The 18,262-nt window shown below is 47.6% G+C and carries 13 protein-coding genes; 7 read left to right on the forward strand and 6 right to left on the reverse strand.

Going from position 1 to position 18,262, the window contains the following annotated elements:
• Nucleotides 1-8: 8 nt before the first annotated feature.
• The 5 genes from GFC06_RS10160 to GFC06_RS10180 all read left to right on the forward strand — a co-directional run bounded on the left by GFC06_RS10160 (nucleotide 9) and on the right by GFC06_RS10180 (nucleotide 8,549).
• On the forward strand, nucleotides 9-1,193 hold the full coding sequence (locus tag GFC06_RS10160) for a YgeY family selenium metabolism-linked hydrolase (protein ID WP_047499508.1): 1,185 nt from the start codon (nucleotides 9-11) through the stop codon (nucleotides 1,191-1,193).
• A 67-nt stretch (nucleotides 1,194-1,260) separates the two neighbouring features.
• Nucleotides 1,261-2,853: an N-acyl-D-amino-acid deacylase family protein gene (locus tag GFC06_RS10165; protein ID WP_016157258.1), complete on the forward strand. Its 1,593-nt coding sequence runs from the start codon at nucleotides 1,261-1,263 to the stop codon at nucleotides 2,851-2,853.
• A gap of 78 nt (nucleotides 2,854-2,931) precedes the next feature.
• Nucleotides 2,932-4,218 carry an MFS transporter gene (locus tag GFC06_RS10170; protein WP_047358943.1) on the forward strand — a complete coding sequence of 429 codons (1,287 nt, stop codon included), beginning with the start codon at nucleotides 2,932-2,934 and terminating at the stop codon, nucleotides 4,216-4,218.
• Nucleotides 4,219-4,687: 469 nt separating this feature from the next.
• The gene (evgA, locus tag GFC06_RS10175; protein WP_016157256.1) at nucleotides 4,688-5,302 is read left to right on the forward strand and encodes an acid-sensing system DNA-binding response regulator EvgA; all 615 of its coding nucleotides are present in this window, start codon (nucleotides 4,688-4,690) and stop codon (nucleotides 5,300-5,302) included.
• A 4-nt stretch (nucleotides 5,303-5,306) separates the two neighbouring features.
• Nucleotides 5,307-8,549 carry an ATP-binding protein gene (locus GFC06_RS10180; RefSeq protein ID WP_153690114.1) on the forward strand — a complete coding sequence of 1,081 codons (3,243 nt, stop codon included), beginning with the start codon at nucleotides 5,307-5,309 and terminating at the stop codon, nucleotides 8,547-8,549.
• A gap of 74 nt (nucleotides 8,550-8,623) precedes the next feature.
• On the opposite strand, the gene GFC06_RS10185 is transcribed toward GFC06_RS10180, so the two are convergent.
• A complete protein-coding gene (locus GFC06_RS10185; protein ID WP_153690115.1) occupies nucleotides 8,624-9,250 on the reverse strand; it encodes a YfdX family protein in 627 nt (208 codons plus the stop codon).
• A gap of 280 nt (nucleotides 9,251-9,530) precedes the next feature.
• On the opposite strand from GFC06_RS10185, the gene GFC06_RS10190 reads away from it, so the two are divergent.
• Together GFC06_RS10190 and GFC06_RS10195 are read left to right on the forward strand one after the other, a co-directional pair.
• Nucleotides 9,531-10,127 carry a DUF308 domain-containing protein gene (locus GFC06_RS10190; protein WP_047358942.1) on the forward strand — a complete coding sequence of 199 codons (597 nt, stop codon included), beginning with the start codon at nucleotides 9,531-9,533 and terminating at the stop codon, nucleotides 10,125-10,127.
• On the forward strand, nucleotides 10,127-10,474 hold the full coding sequence (locus GFC06_RS10195; RefSeq protein WP_153690116.1) for an HdeA/HdeB family chaperone: 348 nt from the start codon (nucleotides 10,127-10,129) through the stop codon (nucleotides 10,472-10,474). The genes GFC06_RS10190 and GFC06_RS10195 overlap by 1 nt, the downstream gene beginning before the upstream one ends.
• A 361-nt stretch (nucleotides 10,475-10,835) precedes the next feature.
• Here GFC06_RS10195 and GFC06_RS10200 read toward each other — a convergent pair whose 3' ends face one another.
• The 5 genes from GFC06_RS10200 to GFC06_RS10220 all read right to left on the reverse strand — a co-directional run bounded on the left by GFC06_RS10200 (nucleotide 10,836) and on the right by GFC06_RS10220 (nucleotide 17,520).
• Entirely contained in the window at nucleotides 10,836-13,952 is a 3,117-nt protein-coding gene (locus GFC06_RS10200) for an efflux RND transporter permease subunit (protein WP_153690117.1), read from the reverse strand.
• 28 nt (nucleotides 13,953-13,980) lie between these two features.
• Nucleotides 13,981-15,138, reverse strand: coding sequence for an efflux RND transporter periplasmic adaptor subunit (locus GFC06_RS10205; protein WP_016157251.1), 1,158 nt, complete (start codon nucleotides 15,136-15,138; stop codon nucleotides 13,981-13,983).
• Between the two features lie 278 nt (nucleotides 15,139-15,416).
• The gene (locus GFC06_RS10210) at nucleotides 15,417-15,983 is read right to left on the reverse strand and encodes a Slp family lipoprotein (protein WP_153690118.1); all 567 of its coding nucleotides are present in this window, start codon (nucleotides 15,981-15,983) and stop codon (nucleotides 15,417-15,419) included.
• A 264-nt stretch (nucleotides 15,984-16,247) separates the two neighbouring features.
• On the reverse strand, nucleotides 16,248-16,760 hold the full coding sequence (locus GFC06_RS10215; RefSeq protein WP_047414843.1) for a hypothetical protein: 513 nt from the start codon (nucleotides 16,758-16,760) through the stop codon (nucleotides 16,248-16,250).
• Nucleotides 16,750-17,520 carry a winged helix-turn-helix domain-containing protein gene (locus GFC06_RS10220; RefSeq protein ID WP_153690119.1) on the reverse strand — a complete coding sequence of 257 codons (771 nt, stop codon included), beginning with the start codon at nucleotides 17,518-17,520 and terminating at the stop codon, nucleotides 16,750-16,752. Before GFC06_RS10220 ends, GFC06_RS10215 begins: the two co-directional genes overlap by 11 nt.
• Nucleotides 17,521-18,262: the final 742 nt, after the last annotated feature.

The raw sequence follows: 18,262 nt of genomic DNA on the forward strand, positions 1-18,262 counted from the left end.
AGAAACCCATGTTATCTGCAAAACGTATTGATGAAGTCATTAAAAACTGTCAGGCGCTGATCCAACAAAAAAGTTATTCCGGTCAGGAAGGGGAAGTGGTTAATGCCATAAAAAAAATGATGCAGCATTACCAGTTCGATGACATCCACGTTGATAAGTACGGCAACATTGTGGGCGGCATTGTCGGCAATCAGCCGGGGAAAACGCTGGTTCTCGATGGACATATCGATACCGTGCCGGTCAACGAAGAGAAGTGGAGCCGCAACCCGTACGGCGGCGATATCGACGATGGCAAAATTTATGGTCGCGGTACAACCGATATGAAAGGTGCCGTGGCGGCGATGATTTCCGCCGTGGGTTTTTTCGGCCAGGACAATCAGCGTAATTTTGCCGGCAAAATCTACGTTGCCTGCATCGTGCATGAGGAGTGCTTTGAAGGTATTGCTGCCCGGCTGGTCAGCGAGCGCTATAAGCCGGACTACGTGATCATCGGTGAAGCTTCCGAGTTAAACCTGAAAATTGGTCAGCGTGGCCGCGCTGAAATTGTGGTCGAAACATTTGGTAAACCCGCGCACTCCGCCAACCCGCAGGCAGGCATTAACGCGGTGTACAAAATGGCGCAATTGATCGACAAAATTCGCACAATTACTCCGCCAACGCACCCGGTACTGGGGCCTGGCATTCTGGAGCTTACCGACATTAAATCTTCGCCATACCCAGGAGCTTCGGTAGTGCCGGATTATTGTCGCGCAACCTACGATCGTCGTTTGCTGGTGGGTGAAACCAAAGAAAGTGTTATTGCCCCACTGGAAAATGCGCTTGCGGAACTTACCGCACAGGATCCGCAGTTTAAGGCCCGTGTCTCCTACGCGGTAGGTCAGGAGTCTTGCTATACCGGTGCCACGATTGAGGGCGAGCGCTTCTTCCCGGGCTGGGTGTATGACGAGTCTGACGAATTCGTGCAGGCCGCTCTGGCTGGCGTTCGCGAGGCCGGGTTTAATCCAACCATCACACAGTACTCATTTTGCACCAACGGCAGCCACTATGCGGGCGAAGCGGGAATTAAAACTATCGGCTTCGGACCTTCACGCGAAAACCTGGCCCACACCATCGATGAATATATCGAGATTGATCAGTTAACCGGCTCGGCCAGCGGCTATTACAGCATCATTCAGACACTCTATCGCCAATAAAAATAAAGATAACAACCTCTTACCTTACAAGTGGTGTCGTGAAACGACACCGCTATGGAGAATAACGATGAAAACCATTTTCAAAAACGGAAATGTAATCGATGGAACGGGCAGTGAAGGCAGAATTGCCGATGTGATGGTTGACGAAGGACGCATTGTCGCAATCGGACAAATTGACGTTGGCGTTAATGAGCAGGTTATTGACGCAACGGGAAAAATTATTTGTCCTGGTTTTATTGATACCCATACGCACTCTGACCTGTCGGCCATTATTAACCCCGCGCTGTCGGCAAAAATTCGTCAGGGTATTACCACCGAGCTGTTAGGGCAGGATGGTGTCGCCCTGGCGCCGTTGCCTGAAGAATATATTCCGGCCTGGCGTAAAAATATCGCCGGACTGGATGGCGATACCGACAAAATAGACTGGAAATATAAAAACACAGACGGCTACCTCAATCTGCTGGCATCGCGTCATCCGGCGACAAACCTCGCGTATTTAGTTCCGCATGGCAACGTACGCATGGAAGCCATGGGCCTGGATGGGCGCCCCTCTACTCGTGAGGATGTGGCGAAGATGTGCGAAATCCTTGAGCGGGAGTTACAAGCGGGGGCGTTTGGTCTTTCCACTGGGCTCATCTACATGCCTTGCGCCTTTGGCGATACCGCCGAAATGATTGAACTGTGCAAAGTGACGGCGAAATATGACGGGATCTTTGTAGTGCATCAGCGCAGTGAAGCAGACGATATTATCAACTCAACGCAGGAACTGATTGATATCGCCACCGCCACCGGTGTCTGGCTGCATATTTCACATATGAAGGTTTGCGGTAAGAAAAACTGGGGGCTGATTGACCAGATGCTGGGCATGTTGGAACAGGCGCAGGAAGAGGGGATTCGTATCTCTTTCGACCAGTATCCGTATGTGGCGGGCAGCACGATGCTCGGCGTGATCCTGCCGCCGTGGGTCCACTCCGGTGGCACTGACAAATTACTTGAGCGGCTGGCCTCGCCTGAACTGCGCGCCAAAATGATCGACGATATTCAGCAGGGCATTCCCGGCTGGGATAACTTTATCGATTTTGCCGGGCTGGACCAGATTTTTGTCACCAGCGTGAAAACGACAAAAAACCAGGATGCCGTCGGTCTGAACCTCGTTCAGTTGGGCGAGCTACGCGGAAAAGATCCGTACAACGCCACCTTCGATCTGCTGTTTGAAGAAGAAAATGCCGTTGGGATGGTCGACTTTTACGGTACTGAAGAGCATGTGATTAAGTTCCTTTGCCGTCCTGAGCAAAACGTCTGTACCGACGGTTTAATGGGGGCTGGCAAACCGCACCCGCGCGTGTTTGGCGCATTCCCTCGTGTGCTCGGTAAATATGTGCGTGAAGAGGGATGTCTGAGCTGGGAAGCGGCAATCCGTAAGATGACTGGCAAACCCGCTGAGGTATTAGGCCTGCAGGATCGTGGGCTGCTGAAGGTGGGTTATGCGGCGGATATTGTGATGTTCGATCCTAACACCATTGCCGATAAGGGCACTTTTGTTGAACCCAATCAATATCCGGAAGGGATTGAAATTGTCATGGTTAATGGGCGCATTGCCTTAATCAATGGCACTGAAAGTTATGCCTGTAGCGGTACGGTTATTAGAAAACAATATTAATAAATAACGCTAAACACGCATTGATTTATCGCGACCATTTATGGCCGCGGTAGATCACTACACCCTAAGGACATCACAATGAACCTACAAACGTCTTTACCTTCAGGTAAACCAAAGACCTGGAAAGCAAGGTATACCGTCCTGACATTGATCTGGCTGGCGTGGCTGCTCTCTTTTCTCGACAGAATGGTGATGAGCGTTTCTCTCCCTTATATCGGCAAAGATTTAAATCTGGATACGACCCAACAAGGGTTAATTATTAGCGCCTTTTTTATTGGTTATGCCGCATTTCAAATTCCCGGCGGTTTACTGGCGGATAAGTTTGGTTCGCGCAAAATCATGGCCATCGGTATTGCCTGGTGGTCTGTTTTCACCAGCTTAACCGGCGCCGTGTTGACGCTGCCGCTAATGCTGGCCGTTCGCTTCTTCTTTGGTGTTGGTGAAGGTTGTTTCCCGTCGGCTTCCTGGAAGATGATATCAACCTATTTCCCGTCGAAAGAGCGTGGCCGCGCCACGGCGATTCAGTCAACGGTAAACACCTTAGGCCCGGCGCTGGCGGTAGTGGTAGCCGCAAGCATAATCGGGGCCTTTGGCTGGCACATGGTCTTTATCGTGCTAGGTATTCCGGGTCTGTTTATCGCGGCGGGGATCTACTTATTTACCCGTGACAATCCGAAAGATCACCCCGCAATTACGCAGCAGGATCTGGCGGAACTGGCTGCTGACGAGCAGGGAAGCCTGCAAAACACCAGCGGTATCGCGTTTAAAGACGTCCTCAAAATGCCGGTGCTCTGGCAAATGGCAAGTATCTGGTTTTTGTTTGATATCACCTTCTGGGGCTTTTCAACCTGGCTGCCAAGCTACCTGATCACCGTTCGTGAGTTTTCTCTGGCAAAAACCGGCGTCATGGCGGCCATTCCCTTCCTGTTTGGCGCAGGCGGAACGTTGTTAGGCGGCTATTGCTCAGATAAATTTAAACCCCAGCGTAAAACGTTGTATGTCGTGACCTCCGTTATTGCCGCGGGTTTCCTGTATCTGACCTTCAGCGTGAGCAGTGCAGATATGGCGGTGGTTTATCAGTGTATTTCAGCCCTGTTCATGTTCTTCGCCATGGCGACATTCTGGGGCATTCTGATGGACACCATTCCCAGCAACATCATGGGGCGGGCATCCGGGATCGTTAACTTTGGCGGTCAGATGGCGGGAGTCGTTTCTGCACCTATCATCGGCTGGCTGATTCAAAGCAGTGGTGGAAGTTATAACAGCGCCTTTATCTTTATGATTGCCGCGCTGTTGTGTTCTGCCGTCGTTACGCTGACCGTGAAAAGCTCCCATGCTATTGGGGCGTTGCCCAGTAAAGCCTGATTCATGACTGACTCCTGTGGCTCTGTTGTTTCCTGAGCCACAGGGCGTTTTACTATCAAATCAGCAGGTTTATTATCTTTTTCTCCAGATTTGACCTGGTATAAAAATGATTCTTAGATAGCTATTCTGCATATACACCTTTGCCGTTGTGATGAAAACTCCCCCTGGTTATATGACCCCGGCCATTAAGAATGAATCATAATAAATGAGAGATTTATCCTACGCGTGTAGGAATATTCCTTTTGGTTGTGTTAATGGTTTGATATTTAGATAGGCTCAAGGTTTAAAATTTGTAAAATACAGTGTTGCATTTATGCCTTATTCTTCGTTTTTATAAAAAACTAATAAATATACGTGTGAATGTGTTAGGATTTACCTGATAACGCCTTATTTTTATAAATTATAATGCTTAAGGCTCACCTGCTCGATAGCCATCGCCTCTCTTTATTTATCGGGATTCTTATACGCAATGAACGCGATAATCGTTGATGATCACCCATTAGCTCGCATAGCCATCCGCAACTTACTCGATACTAATGGTATTACCGTAACCACCGAGCTCGACAGCGGAGAGCATGTGGTCCAAACCGTTGAAAAAACTAAGCCGGAGCTACTGATTATTGATGTGGATATTCCGGGCATCAGCGGCATCGAAGTGCTGGAGCAACTGCGAAAGCGGCACTATGCTGGTGTAATCATTATCATTTCAGCCAAAAATGAATTTTTTTACGGCAAACGTAGCGCCGAATATGGTGCCAATGGATTTGTGAGTAAAAAAGAGGGTATGAATAATATTCTTGCCGCAATCGAAGCTGCAAAAAATGGGTATAGCTATTTTCCCTTTTCCCTTGAGCATTTTACTGGCTCATCTGTCAGCGAACAGGATAAGCTTGATACGTTGTCGACCCAGGAAATGAGAGTGTTGCGTTATATTCTTAACGGTATGGATTACAGCACTATTGCCAGCAAAATGAACATCAGTAATAAAACGGTAAGCACCTATAAAAGCCGTTTGATGGAGAAGTTAGATTGCTCGTCATTAATGGAAATTTATGATTATGCGCAAAGAAATAAAATAGGATAGAGTAATGCTGGAACGCTTGTTTATTTTTTTGATGGTCATATTTACCATCGGGTTTTCTACGGGTGTAAGCTCAGCCCGGCAAGTTGAGCTAAAAAGTAACTATAATACCTCAGTACAACATATCGGCCTGAACAGGGAAGAAACAAACTGGTTAGCGCATAAAAAAACCTTGGTTGTTGGCACCTGGTTACCGGAAGTCTCCCCCATTGTTTATCAAAATAGCGGTGAATATTATCGGGGCGTCAACGCGGATTATCTTGCGCTAATGCAAAAGAATCTCAATATAAAAATTGTTATAAAGCAGTATGATAATGAGCAAGAAGCGCTGACCGCACTTGCCAGTAACGATGTAGATACATTGATAACTCAGCTGTCCCGGCGACAAGATGTCGGCGGCCATTTATTGCGCACTTCGGCATTACTGACGACGTGGCCGACGCTTGTGACCTCGCTAAAAAACACCATGCTGCCGCTGACCTCGGAGCATCCGGTTAGCGTCGCGTGTGTGCGAGATTGTCCTTTTCTTGATGTTATCCAGGATGCTTTTCCTGAAGCTAAAGTCTCATTTTTCGACGACGAGTATCAGGCCATGGCATCGGTAGTGAACGGTGATAACCAATATTATATTGGGAACAATATCACCAGCAGTCATTGTGTCTCCCGATATTTTTCGCAATCACTGGTTATTACGCACTACTTTGATAAACAAGAGCAATATAATTATTTTGTGGTGAAGGACGACCAGCCAGTATTAAGAAATATTCTTGATGGTTTCATTACGTCAATCAGTAATGAAATTCATATGCAGGTCATGCAGAACTGGCTGAACCGCGGTAACCTTGCTTTTCTGAATGCGCCTATTCCTTTTACCGATCAGGAAAAAGCGTGGCTGAAGAAGAAACATACTATTCGCATTCTTATCAATCCAGATTATCCGCCTTACACGCTTGTCGATCGCAGCGGTGAGTTACGTGGAATTCTTGGCGATTTGCTGAATATTATTCATCTGCAAACGGGGATTGATTTTGAGCCGGTTTTGGCCAACACCAAAAGTGAACAGACCAAACAAATAAGCGGCGAACGATGGGATATGTATCCCACTATCACCCTGACAAATCAAAATCAGCACAATTCGACCTTTAGCGATCCGCTGATGAATGTGGCATTTGTGATTATCACTTCCCGTGATGAAACGGCCGATTCGTTACTGAATACACCGATCCGTATTGCGTTGCCCGCCGGGCATGTTTTGGAAAGTGACCTGAAACAACGCTACCCGCAGGCCACCTGGGTGGATGCTGATACTGGCAGCGTCGCGATGACTATGCTCAGGGATGGCAAGGTTGACGCGGCAATTGCTACCGAATTGTCGGCAAGGTTCATGGTCGATCATGACTACCAGAAAAACATGCACTTTTTTAGGCTACCAGATATGCCTGGCGCGTCGGTGAGCTTTGCGGTTTCTCCCCACGAGCCCATGTTGAAGTCCGTAATGGATAAAACGCTGCAGGCGATACCGCCGCGTGAGATTTTGCAGATGACGGAGAAGTGGTCGAAAATTTCTAATACGCAGGTCGATCTCTGGAGTCGGTATAGCAAACAGTTCTATCAACTGGTGGTGTTTGCGCTGTTGCTGATAGCAATTAGCCTGATCTGGGGGATCTCACTCTCCCGTGAGGTCAATAAAAGAAAACAATCACAGCGGCAGCTGGAAGAGCAGCTTCATCTCAAAGAGGCATTGTCTCAAGAACTGGAAACCGAAAAAAATAAAGCGATTGAAGCAACCAAGGCCAAAAGTCGCTTTCTTGCGAGCATGAGCCATGAATTACGTACCCCTGTCAGCTCGATTGTGGGCTTTCTGGAATTACTGTCGAGCTCAGAACTCAGCCCGGCACAACGAAAAGAGGCGATTGCTCTTACCGCAGCGACAGCCCAGTCATTGCTTGGGCTGATCGGTAAGATTCTGGACGTTGATAAGATTGAGTCTGGTAAATATCAGGTTGTTCCTCAATGGACGGATCTCTCGCAGCTCATTGAATTGCAGTGTCACTCTTTTGATGCCTTAGCCAGACAGAAAGGCGTTACGCTTGCTTGCGTAAGCCAGTTGCCGGCAAACGAGCGGGTGTTTGTCGATCAACAAGCTTTGCGGCAAATTCTCACCAACCTGGTGGGCAATGCGCTGAAGTTTACCGAGCAGGGTAGCATTCATGTGACAGCCCGTTTAACCCCTGACGGGGAGAATCACGGTACCCTGACCATCGCCATTAGCGACACCGGTTGCGGGATTAGCGAAGAGGAGCAGGCCGGGCTGTTTCGTCGCTACGCTCAGGGGCGCTGTGGGCGTCAACAAACGGGGTCTGGTCTGGGATTATTTATCTGCAAAGAGCTGGTGACGCTGATGGGTGGTACGCTGGAGTTGATGAGCGTCCCGGCGCAAGGAACTACGTTTACCATAACGCTGCCGGTTGAGACTGCCCGCCAGTCAGTTGTACCGGATAGCAACACGCCGGGGGCGCTGTTGCCGCTGCCGTGTCTGTCTATTTTGATAGCAGATGACAACCCGACCAATCGCCTGTTGCTTAAGCGACAGTTGAACGCCATTGGTTACAGCGTGGATGAAGCGTGTGATGGTGAGGAAGCCGAAGCCAAACTGGCTAAAAAATCATACGACCTGTTGATTACCGATGTGAATATGCCGAAGAAGGACGGGTTTGATCTTGCGGCTTCGTTACGTCGTCAGCAGCCTCATTTACAAATATGGGGACTGACGGCCAGCGCGCTCCCACAGTCACGTGACAGGTGTCTGCAAAACGGCATGAATTTGTGTCTGTTTAAGCCCGTGTCGATTCAGACACTGACGCATGAATTAAGCAAAATCGAAACCGGTTATTCGTCTCCTTGTGCAATCCGGCATTTGAAATTCAATGTCTTGACGGAAAATACCGGCGGCGATCGCGCATTAATGAACGAGATACTCGAAACATTCCGCGAGGCAACGTTTAGCGATTTACAGGCGGCTGAGAAAGCCGTTGAGCAAGACGAACCCCAGCTGTTTTTGCGAGCCCTTCACCGGTTGCATGGTTCGGCGCAAATTCTGGGCATTACTGCTCTTCAGACGCTATGCGAACCTTTTGAATCGATGCGACATGACGATCTTCCTCTGGCAGTACGCCAGGAAGCATTACAGAAGATTGTTGCCGTCATGCGGGAAATTGAGATTGAGATTAACAGTCTGATTAGCCATTAACCCCCCTGATCGGGTTGCCGTAGCAACCCGATCAGGAGAGAAAGTCCTGGTTCAACACTCCGTAGTGCTGAGTATTACTGGCCTGCGCCCAGCATCTCGCTATCGATCACAATGCCTTCTTCAGCACCCTTTAACACAAGGTTTGCTTCATAGTATTTACCTGAAGACAGCAGTTTTTGAGCGCTGGCAACGGCTTTACGCGTCTGATTCAGGGGCATCAGGTATTGGGTCTGAAGCACGCTGATACCCGCCAGTTGCAAGGTATCCACAGCACCTTTCCAGTCGCCTTTAGCCATTTTGCCATTCGCTGTATTGATAGCAGATTCTTTAGCTGGGGTGGCAATATAGTCTTCTGACAGCGCAATCGTAGCGTTGATAATCACGTACAGATCGTCAATCATCTTGGCTTTAGGCGCAGCTTTTACAAATTTCGCCCAGTCGTGGCTGTCACCCGCAAGCAGGGAAGCGGCGTCATCGGTTAACTTTTTAGCACTGTCAGGCTGTCCATGAAACAGGGCCAGACGGGCAAGCTGAATATCACGCATCGCGTTTGCACCTTGTACTGCGACCTGCATAATATCGGCAGCTTCTTTTTGTACATTGGCGGTAGCAGTTTGTGCCGGCGTGGTAGTGGTAGCTGCCAGTACCGGGGCTGAGCCCATCATGGTTGCAAGCAGACCTGCAAGAATAATCTTTTTCATTACTTTCTCCTGAATAAATTTGGTATATCTCACCAAACGAAATAAGCATATTAAATAACTTCGAAGAGTGGAATCAGAGCCAGGATAGAATAATGAGCGTTTAATCTTACAGGTGTCAGACGTCTGACGCGTGTAGGATTATGCGGATAATGACATTCCTTTATTCTTATATACGAATTCGGAGTGAAAGCCTTATCATTCCATTGTAAGTGATATGTATTAAGTGAATATTACTCTTTTATTAGTAGGTTACATTGCGTTTCTATGTAACGGAGGATGTATGTTTGTTTTTAATCAGCGTAGCCTGAAAGCATTTAATGAAAAAACACTATTTCATTATAAAAGACACGCCACAATCATGGCCGTGCTGTTGTTGGTTTGCGGCATCTGCTGCTTAATCTATCCAATCGCTGCAGGTGTTTACTTAAGCTATGCAACAGGTTTTATGTTCCTGGTGTGCGGCTTCTATTCTATTTACAGCCTGTTTTCCTCGGGTAAAAAGCAGTTGAAAGCCAAATTTACCTATGCCTTTTTTGCTATCGCATGGTTGCTGCTGGGATACTGTTTCCTCGAAAATCCTGTGATAGGTATGAATTCATTGGCAATGGTTTTTTGTTGCCTGTTTATTCTTGGCGGGATTTTTCGTGTTGCTTCCGGCGTCAAAATGTTCCGCAGTCCGGGCTATGGATGGAATATTTTTATCGGTATTTTTGACCTGCTTATTGCAGCCGTGTGGCTGAATATGGATCCCGACCGTTCTTATGTATTTACCTCCATCTTTATAGGCGTTGAGATGATCTTTAGTTCTTTGGCTTTTATCAGTCTGCGCAGAAATGCGTCGTTGGTACAAACTGAAAAACTCGCCGATAAAAATTAATGCTACTTCTGGAGCGCATTGTGAATATTAAATTGATTGTCTCTGCAGCTATTCTTATGACCTCTGTTATGGCGCCGATGAGCCGTGCTTTTGCTACACAGGCAACGGAAGCGGCGCCACAAGATATGACCTGTAAAGAATTCGTTGATATGAGTCGGCAATACATGACAGCAATTGCCTTTGTGATTGTTAATAAAAATTCGGATTTTAAAGGCGATGATTATGTTCCCCTGCACGAGGTGGAAACTGTCGCTGTACCGAAGATGATTAAAATGTGTCATCGACACCCTGATACTAAATTGGGCGAGCTGGCCGTAAATCTGAAGGGCTCCGGTCTGAACTATTGATTACCCGTTTTGATAGCCTGGCATGAGTCAGAATTGACAACCTCTGTACCTACCTTAGTTGTTACCCTACAAGAAAAAATCCACGTAATGTTTACCCTGCTATCCACGAGAAATTCGCTGGATAACAGGGCCCGCTAACAACCGTAGACCTGATAAGCGAAGCGCCACCGGGCATTGATTACCCGCAGAGCAGAGGGACTCAAGTGTGGTGGAGAATGCCACTCTTAACGTAGTCACAGTATCGTCACTGTAATGAAATGAAGAACTTAAAGTGAACGGAACCCTTTCTCTGAGAGAGCATTGAGAATCCCTGGGATTTAATAAACTTATCCCAGGGATAATCACGTACGAGGGCAGGGAATCAGCGCCGTGTTTTGAATCGCGCCAGCATGTTTTCTACGAGAACAAAGAACAGCGGAACAAAGTAGATCGCCAGCACTGTTGCGGCCAGCATCCCACCAATAACACCCGTACCGACGGCATTTTGCGCGCCAGAGCCCGCGCCGTTGCTTATTGCCAGAGGGATAACCCCTAAGATAAAGGCCAGTGACGTCATCAAAATAGGGCGTAAGCGCATTTGCGCGGCCTCTACTGCGGCTTCAAGCGGCGTTTTTCCTTCCTTTTGCATGATCTCGACGGCGAACTCGACGATCAGAATGGCGTTTTTAGCCGAGAGCCCCATGGTGGTGAGCAGGCCTACCTGGAAGTAAACATCATTGCTCAGGCCGCGCAAGTCGGTCGCCAGCAAAGCGCCGACCACCCCGATTGGCACAACCAGCATTACCGAGAACGGTATCGACCAGCTTTCATACAGTGCCGCCAGTGCCAGAAACACGACGATCAGCGAAATGCCGTACAGCATTGGTGCCTGGTTTGTGGACAGCGCCTCCTGATAAGACAGACCGGTCCAGGCATAGCCGACGCCCGCAGGCAGTTTATTTATCAGCGATGCCATAAATTTCATCGCATCGCCGCTGCTTTTCCCTTCGACCGGCTGGCCCAGAATTTCCATTGCAGGCTGACCGTTGTAGCGTTCAAGGCGGGGAGAACCGTAGGTCCACTCGGTGGATGAGTAGGCCGAAAGCGGCGTCATAGCGCCGGAGGCATTACGTACGTACCAGTGATTAATATTATCCGGCAACATACGGAACGGCGTATCGGCCTGGACATACACTTTTTTAACGCGTCCCTGATTCAGGAAATCATTGACATAGCGACTACCGAACGCCGTAGAGATGGTCTGATTGATATCCGATAATGCAACGCCCATGGCTTCTGCCTTCGTGGCGTTGACATGAATGCGGAACATCGGTGTATCTTCCAGACCATTCGGGCGCACCCCGTCGACCTCACCGGACGACTGGTTGGCCAGCGCCAGAAGCTCGTTTCGGGCCTGCATCATTTTTTCATGCCCAAGGTTACCGTTATCCAGCAGCTCCATGTCAAACCCTGAAGCCGTTCCCAGTTCTGCAACAGCGGGTAAATTAAACGGATAAACGACGGCATTATTGATGGTGCTTAAGGCCATCATCGCCCGTCGAATAATGGCGGTAACTGAGTTTTCTTCACCAACGCGTTCTGACCACGGTTTCAGGCTGATAAACGCCAGACCGTTGTTTTGCCCCTGGCCGCTAAAACCAAATCCGCCTACGGTGAAAACCGAAGCGACATTTTTCTGTTCTTTCGTCAGGTAGTAATCCGTTATTTCCCCGAGCACTTTGCTGGTGTTCACCATCGTCGAGCCCGAAGGCAATTGCGCGGTGGTCATGAACACCCCCTGGTCTTCTTCAGGCAAAAAGGAGGTCGGGGTACGTAGAAACAGCACAATCATGCCCGCGCCAATCACTAAGTACACGACCATATAACGGCCTGTGCAACGTAGCAGTTTACGGGTGCTGTCCGTGTAGTGCTGAGTACATTTCTCCATAAAGTGATTGAAACGGGTAAACAGAATATGTGTGTTTGCTTTTTCTCCCTCGTGGGATTTCAACAGCATGGCGCAGAGTGCTGGCGTCAGGCTCATCGCCACAAACACCGACAGCAGCATGGAGGAGATTAAAGTGATAGAAAACTGACGGAAAATTTCACCGGTTGCTCCGCTCATAAATGCCATCGGCATAAATACGGCGGATAACACAACGGCAATACCGACCAGCGCTCTCTGCAACTGGCCCATCGCTTTGTGGGTCGCCGCTTTTGGTGACAAGTGTTCTTCGGCAATAATGCGTTCTACGTTCTCAACCACCACGATGGCATCATCGACTAACAACCCTATCGCCAGCACCATGCCAAACATCGTGAGCGTATTAATCGAAAAACCCGCGATGTCGAGTATCGCAAAGGTGCCAAGGATAACTACCGGAACGGCGATTGTGGGAATAAGCGTTGCGCGGAAACTTTGCAAAAACAGATACATGACGAGGAATACCAGAATGATTGCCTCAATCAAAGTATGAAAAACCCCCTGAATCGAAATTTCGATAAACGGAGTGGTGTCATAGGGATAAACGGTTTTCATGCTGGCCGGAAACCAGGCCGATAATCTGTTCAGCTCTTGTTTGACTGCCTGGGATGTTTCCAGGGCATTCGCGCCAGCGGCAAGTTTAATTGCAATCCCGGCGGCGGGTTTTCCGTTGTAGCGTGCAACCGTTGCATAATTTTCCGCACCCAGCTCAATTCGCGCGACATCGCGCAGCAGAACCTGGGAGCCATCTTGCTGAACTTTAAGGAAGATCTTGCCAAATTCATCAGTAGTTTGCAGGCGCGTCTGGACGATTATCGACGCATTTAGCTGCTGATCGGCTGACTGAGGCATGCCTCCCAACTGCCCGCCCGATATCTGGTTGTTCTGAACTTTGAGTTGGGTAATGACGTCCTGAGGTGTGAGGTTATACTTGTCGAGCTTTTGCGGATCCAACCAGATACGCATGGCGTATTGCGAACCGAATAACTGTACGCTCCCCACCCCGGCAGTGCGGCTTATTGGGTCTTTGATGTTCGAGGCCACATAGTCGGCAATATCATATTGGCTCAGGCTGTTATTATCAGAGATAAAGCCGGCGACCATCAAAATATTGCTGCTGGATTTATCAACACTGATCCCTTGCTGCTGTACTTCCTGCGGTAAAGAAGGCATCGCCAGCTGCAGTTTATTCTGTACCTGAACCTGCGCAATATCGGGTGACGTGCCCGTTTTGAAGGTCAGGATAATCGACGCATTACCTGCCGCATCGCTGGTGGATGACATATACATCAGGCCATCAAGACCATTCATATTCTGTTCAATCACCTGAGTCACGGAGTCTTCAACGGTCTTTGCGTCTGCCCCTGGGTAGGCAGCGCTGATGGTAATGGTTGGGGGAGCAATTTGTGGATACTGGGCGATCGGCAGGTTCATTATCGCGATACCGCCCGTAAACATCATGATAATGGCGAGCACCCAGGCGAAAACCGGGCGCTCAATAAAAAAGTTGGCCATGAAGAAAGTGTCCTTAATACCTGAAATATTACTGTTCAGTTCCCGCGTCAGGAGTGGTCAGTTTTGAAGGGAGGACCCGGGCTTTGATTCCCGGACGAATTCTTTGTAATCCGGACACAATGACCCGATCGCCGGGGCGTAATCCTGCTGTCACCAGCCATTGATTGCCAACGGCCTTCACGGCGTTTATTTCGCGCAGTTGCACCACGTTTTGCTGGTCAAGGATCAGCGCGGTGGCTTTTCCTTGTTCGTTATGCGTAATCCCTTGTTGGGGGACCATCAAAACGTTCTGCTGGCTGCCTTCGTCCAGCAACGCCGTGACATACATGCCGGGTAAAATTTCACCTTCAGGATTGGGGAACACGGCGCGCAAAGTCACCGATCCGGTGGTCTCATCGACGGCGGGATCGGAAAACTCAAGCGTACCGGTATGGCGATAGGGTTTGCCGTTTTCCAGCATCAGCTCAACAGGAATTTTGCCTTGTTGCTGGGCAATTTTGCCGTTGGCTTTCTCTTCTTTCAGGCGTAAGAAATCTTGTACTGACTGTGTTAAATCAACATAAATCGGATCCAGCCGCTGAACGGTGACCAGCGCGTTTTCCTGATTTGCGGTGACCAGGGCACCCACGGTTACGGAGGATTTACCGCTGATGCCATCAATCGGTGAGGTGACATTAGCGTAACGAAGGTTGATGGTGGCCTGCTCAAGATCCGCTTTGGCGACGGCGACATTGGCTTCTGCTTCATTAAGCTGTGAGCGTGTCGTGTCGTAGTCCTGGCGGCTGACGTAATTGGATTTTATTAACGCTGACTGCCGATTTAATGTCAGACGCACATTATTGGCCGTCGCCAGTGCCTTTGCCAGCGCGCCTTTGGCTGAATCCAGTCGTGCCTGCAGCGGGGCAGGATCAATTTGATACAGTGACTCTCCTTTGCTGACTTTATCACCTTCAATAAAGTTGCGTTTTATGATGATCCCACCAACCTGAGGGCGGATTTCGGCGATCTCGAATGAAACCGCGCGACCTGGAAGTTCACTTTTAATATTCACTGAAGAGGGCGCTAAGGTAACAACGCCGACCTCGGGCTCCATCGCGGTGGTTTTTACTGCAGGTTTATTATCGCAGGCGGTGATGATGACGCTACTAAAAAATAATGGTATCAACAGTAAGCATTTTCTGTTCATAGTAATCCCTGAATAAATCGTAAACACCAATTTTCTTTTATTACAGGCAGGGTGGGAGAGTTATCGGTAAATAACAAAAGATGCTCAGGAATGAGATGGCTAAAGCCCATTTTTTCGCTCAAGTGTTAGCGGGTAAAATTATATGTAACAGGAAGAGTGCGTGCTAAGCGAAGGATCTCATAAAGCAGGATGGCGCAATAAGGCTAACGCGGGGTGATGTGGTGGGCGTTTGTCAGTACCCGACTCCGGTATATATTCGCGCCATCTTACTACAGAGATTATTTCACTAGCTCCGGAGTTACCTGAGTTACTGTATTAGCGTAATAGGGGGCGCCCCACATGGGTTCAGGCCAGAACGCGCCATAGCCGTAATCCCACATATTATAGGTGGTGTTGACTGACTCCGTTAAATGCCAAACCTGAATGCCTTGTAAATCAACTTTAACAAAGTTGTACGGGATTTTGTTGATGAATCCTGGTTCATCTCCTTGAATTGTCCCCAAAATAGTAACGAAATGGTTTCTGTAGTTTACCGGATCGAGAAAACCTTTCTGCTGGGCCAGAATACGTCCCTGATAGCTCGCGTCTATTTGCGGTTTAGCATAGTTGTTCAGTGGCAGAACGGCGATTTCCAGTAATGTATCCGTTTTGGTGTTAATCACATTGATGACTTTACCCCCAAAGCGGGCCTGCTGATCGGTATATAATCCCGGTTGGTTATGCACGGAGATAAAGTTTTTTTGTATATCTGGTTGATTATTACCTTTGATATTCTCAGGAATTGAAGCGCATGACGCCAGGGTGAAAGCAAGGGCAACAATTATCAACCCTTTTGTTTTTTTCATTTTACTTTCCTGCTAAAAAAAAGACAGGCCTATAGTAACCCTTTGCTCATTATTGTCAGCAAACGTGCCGTTGATTATCTAAAATTAATATTATTGTAGCTTATGGTAATAACAGGCTGTATTTTATCTGGTCGCTGGATAAGGGTGAAAGCGTGTGGCGACAGGGAAAGCGATTTACTGTCGCCACACGTGGAGTGAGGTCCAATGCGTTACCGTGCCCTGGTTTAGCCAGGTGGGTAGGCAATCCTGGATTACGGCTTATTACTACGATTTACTAACGCAGACGTTCGTTGGCGAAAAGGTATTGCCTAACAGGTAGGCATTATCAATTTTATATATTTGCGCACGCTTACTGGGTGTGAACGGGTCATAGATATTATGGATAAACATCTCATCCGACACGTTATCCAGACTGTGTTTACTCATTTTCACGTCTTGCAGAAAAACGACGCCCTTATCTTTTATCCGATAATTAAAACTGACGGAGCGTTGCAGGATAAGGCGACGTCCTGGGCGGTTGTCTGCCAGTGGGGTTGTGGTAATAATCCCTGAGAAATCAATGACGCCAGTGTTATCTGTTTGCAACTGGATCATCAGGCTACCATCGTATTTCCCACCCCCGGGCAGTTCGGGTAGTGAAAGTGTGGAGACGCAATGCACGCTTATTCCCTGATTGACTGGAATGAGGGTGATTCCATTCGCGCTTAACAAGGCGCTGACAGCGACCAGAACGGCCGCTCCTGCAAGTAATATCTTGGTTTTATATTTAGTATTCATGGATATAAAGGTCCTTGCATCCAGCAAACTTTGTTTTTTCTGCATTATTGAAAGTACAGCGGGATAAAAATATGCGACCTTTTTCACCGTAGACGTACAGATCGTCAGGCTGGAAAATAAACAATGCGCCAGCCAGACACTTCAGGTGTAAATCAGCCATTTTTTTGGCTTTTTCAAGTTTCGCAGTTGCCACTTCTCGTGAGCTTTCAAAAACGGTATAGACCGGACAGAGGTCGATATTGCCAAGTTTATACAACTGTACGACGGGAAGGTTGTTTTGAGTGCTGTTAAACAATGTGTTGACTGGGTAAAGAAGCATGAATAACGAGACACCCCCAGCTGTAAGCAGCATCATTTTTACGCGTTTTGACAGGGAAGGCGTGGCTTTTGCGGGAGTGAGGGACGCCGCGGAAACCAAAGGCGATTCCTCTATGGTGGTTACCAATCCTTCAGCGATGAAAAAGCCGACCCGTGGTACTGTTTGAATAATCTCGTGTTCACAACCGAGCTCCTGTAATCCTTTACGAATCAAAGAAATATACTGGCTTAATGAGTTGTTTGAGGCTTGCAGACCATTTTTGTCCCAGACATTCGTAAACATCTCTTCTCTCGAGACTACTTTCCCTTCCTGCTCGAGGAGATAGGTGAAGATCCTGTTTGCGGTAATAGACAGGGTGAGTGAGTTGTCCGACGGGCTCAGGCTCGCCAAAACGCCATCATCAGTCCTAAATGTAACTTCATTGTTAATTAGATATTTCATTTTTTCATCATTAACAGGGTATTACGTAATTATAAACCATAGTGGTATTTCTTCTTCACTACAGTATCGTGAGAGGTGTCAGGGCCGATGCAGGAGGAGGGGGGCATTTTAGCATTGTAAAATATCCCCTCTGGCATAAAAAACTATGAAATTGTTCATTTTAAGTATAAATGCCTACTTCACGCTGATTAAATTATAAGAGTGCTACTATTTTCAGATAGACCATTATAATCATTCGCCGGTTTGAGAACTGCGTAGTTCTGAGCCTCTGGTTGATTTACAAATTGTCAGTAACTTTAGTAAGTGGCATTTTTATAATGAGTAAACGAAAATTTACTTAAGTAAAATAATCTAAAAATAGTATGGTATCAAGCGTCTTAAACAACAATTAGAAAGGCTTTGATATTTTTTACTTATTACATTCAACCCCTGGCGGTACAGATGCCGCGGAACTTGCTTATCGCGAGGTGTGTATTCGACAGAATGTAACCCCTGTTTCTCGCAGTTATAATTTAAGTAACTCAAATGGGTTATGTTTTTCAATATAACCCATGCAATAAGATTTCTCTTATAAGTTGTTTGTTGTTTTAGAGCTGTGATTATAAATGTTTTTTACGGGGTATGAAATAAATTAATATGCGTTTTATTTAATTTGAAATGTTTGTTTATTGTGTAGAAAATTAGGTCGTCATATTACATTGTTTATGCAATTCATTAACAGTTGCTTATGTGTTCCTGTGAT

Source organism: Citrobacter braakii, from assembly GCF_009648935.1.
In the GTDB taxonomy this organism is placed as follows: Bacteria; Pseudomonadota; Gammaproteobacteria; order Enterobacterales; family Enterobacteriaceae; genus Citrobacter; species Citrobacter braakii.

Coding starts and splice junctions, on each gene's coding strand:
- GFC06_RS10165 (WP_016157258.1), top strand. CDS start 1,261: ATGAAAACCATTTTCAAAAACGGAAATGTAATCGATGGAACGGGCAGT.
- GFC06_RS10160 (WP_047499508.1), top strand. CDS start 9: ATGTTATCTGCAAAACGTATTGATGAAGTCATTAAAAACTGTCAGGCG.
- GFC06_RS10210 (WP_153690118.1), bottom strand. CDS start 15,983: ATGAAAAAAACAAAAGGGTTGATAATTGTTGCCCTTGCTTTCACCCTG.
- GFC06_RS10200 (WP_153690117.1), bottom strand. CDS start 13,952: ATGGCCAACTTTTTTATTGAGCGCCCGGTTTTCGCCTGGGTGCTCGCC.
- GFC06_RS10180 (WP_153690114.1), top strand. CDS start 5,307: ATGCTGGAACGCTTGTTTATTTTTTTGATGGTCATATTTACCATCGGG.
- evgA (WP_016157256.1), top strand. CDS start 4,688: ATGAACGCGATAATCGTTGATGATCACCCATTAGCTCGCATAGCCATC.
- GFC06_RS10205 (WP_016157251.1), bottom strand. CDS start 15,138: ATGAACAGAAAATGCTTACTGTTGATACCATTATTTTTTAGTAGCGTC.
- GFC06_RS10190 (WP_047358942.1), top strand. CDS start 9,531: ATGTTTGTTTTTAATCAGCGTAGCCTGAAAGCATTTAATGAAAAAACA.
- GFC06_RS10185 (WP_153690115.1), bottom strand. CDS start 9,250: ATGAAAAAGATTATTCTTGCAGGTCTGCTTGCAACCATGATGGGCTCA.
- GFC06_RS10220 (WP_153690119.1), bottom strand. CDS start 17,520: ATGAAATATCTAATTAACAATGAAGTTACATTTAGGACTGATGATGGC.
- GFC06_RS10170 (WP_047358943.1), top strand. CDS start 2,932: ATGAACCTACAAACGTCTTTACCTTCAGGTAAACCAAAGACCTGGAAA.
- GFC06_RS10195 (WP_153690116.1), top strand. CDS start 10,127: ATGCTACTTCTGGAGCGCATTGTGAATATTAAATTGATTGTCTCTGCA.
- GFC06_RS10215 (WP_047414843.1), bottom strand. CDS start 16,760: ATGAATACTAAATATAAAACCAAGATATTACTTGCAGGAGCGGCCGTT.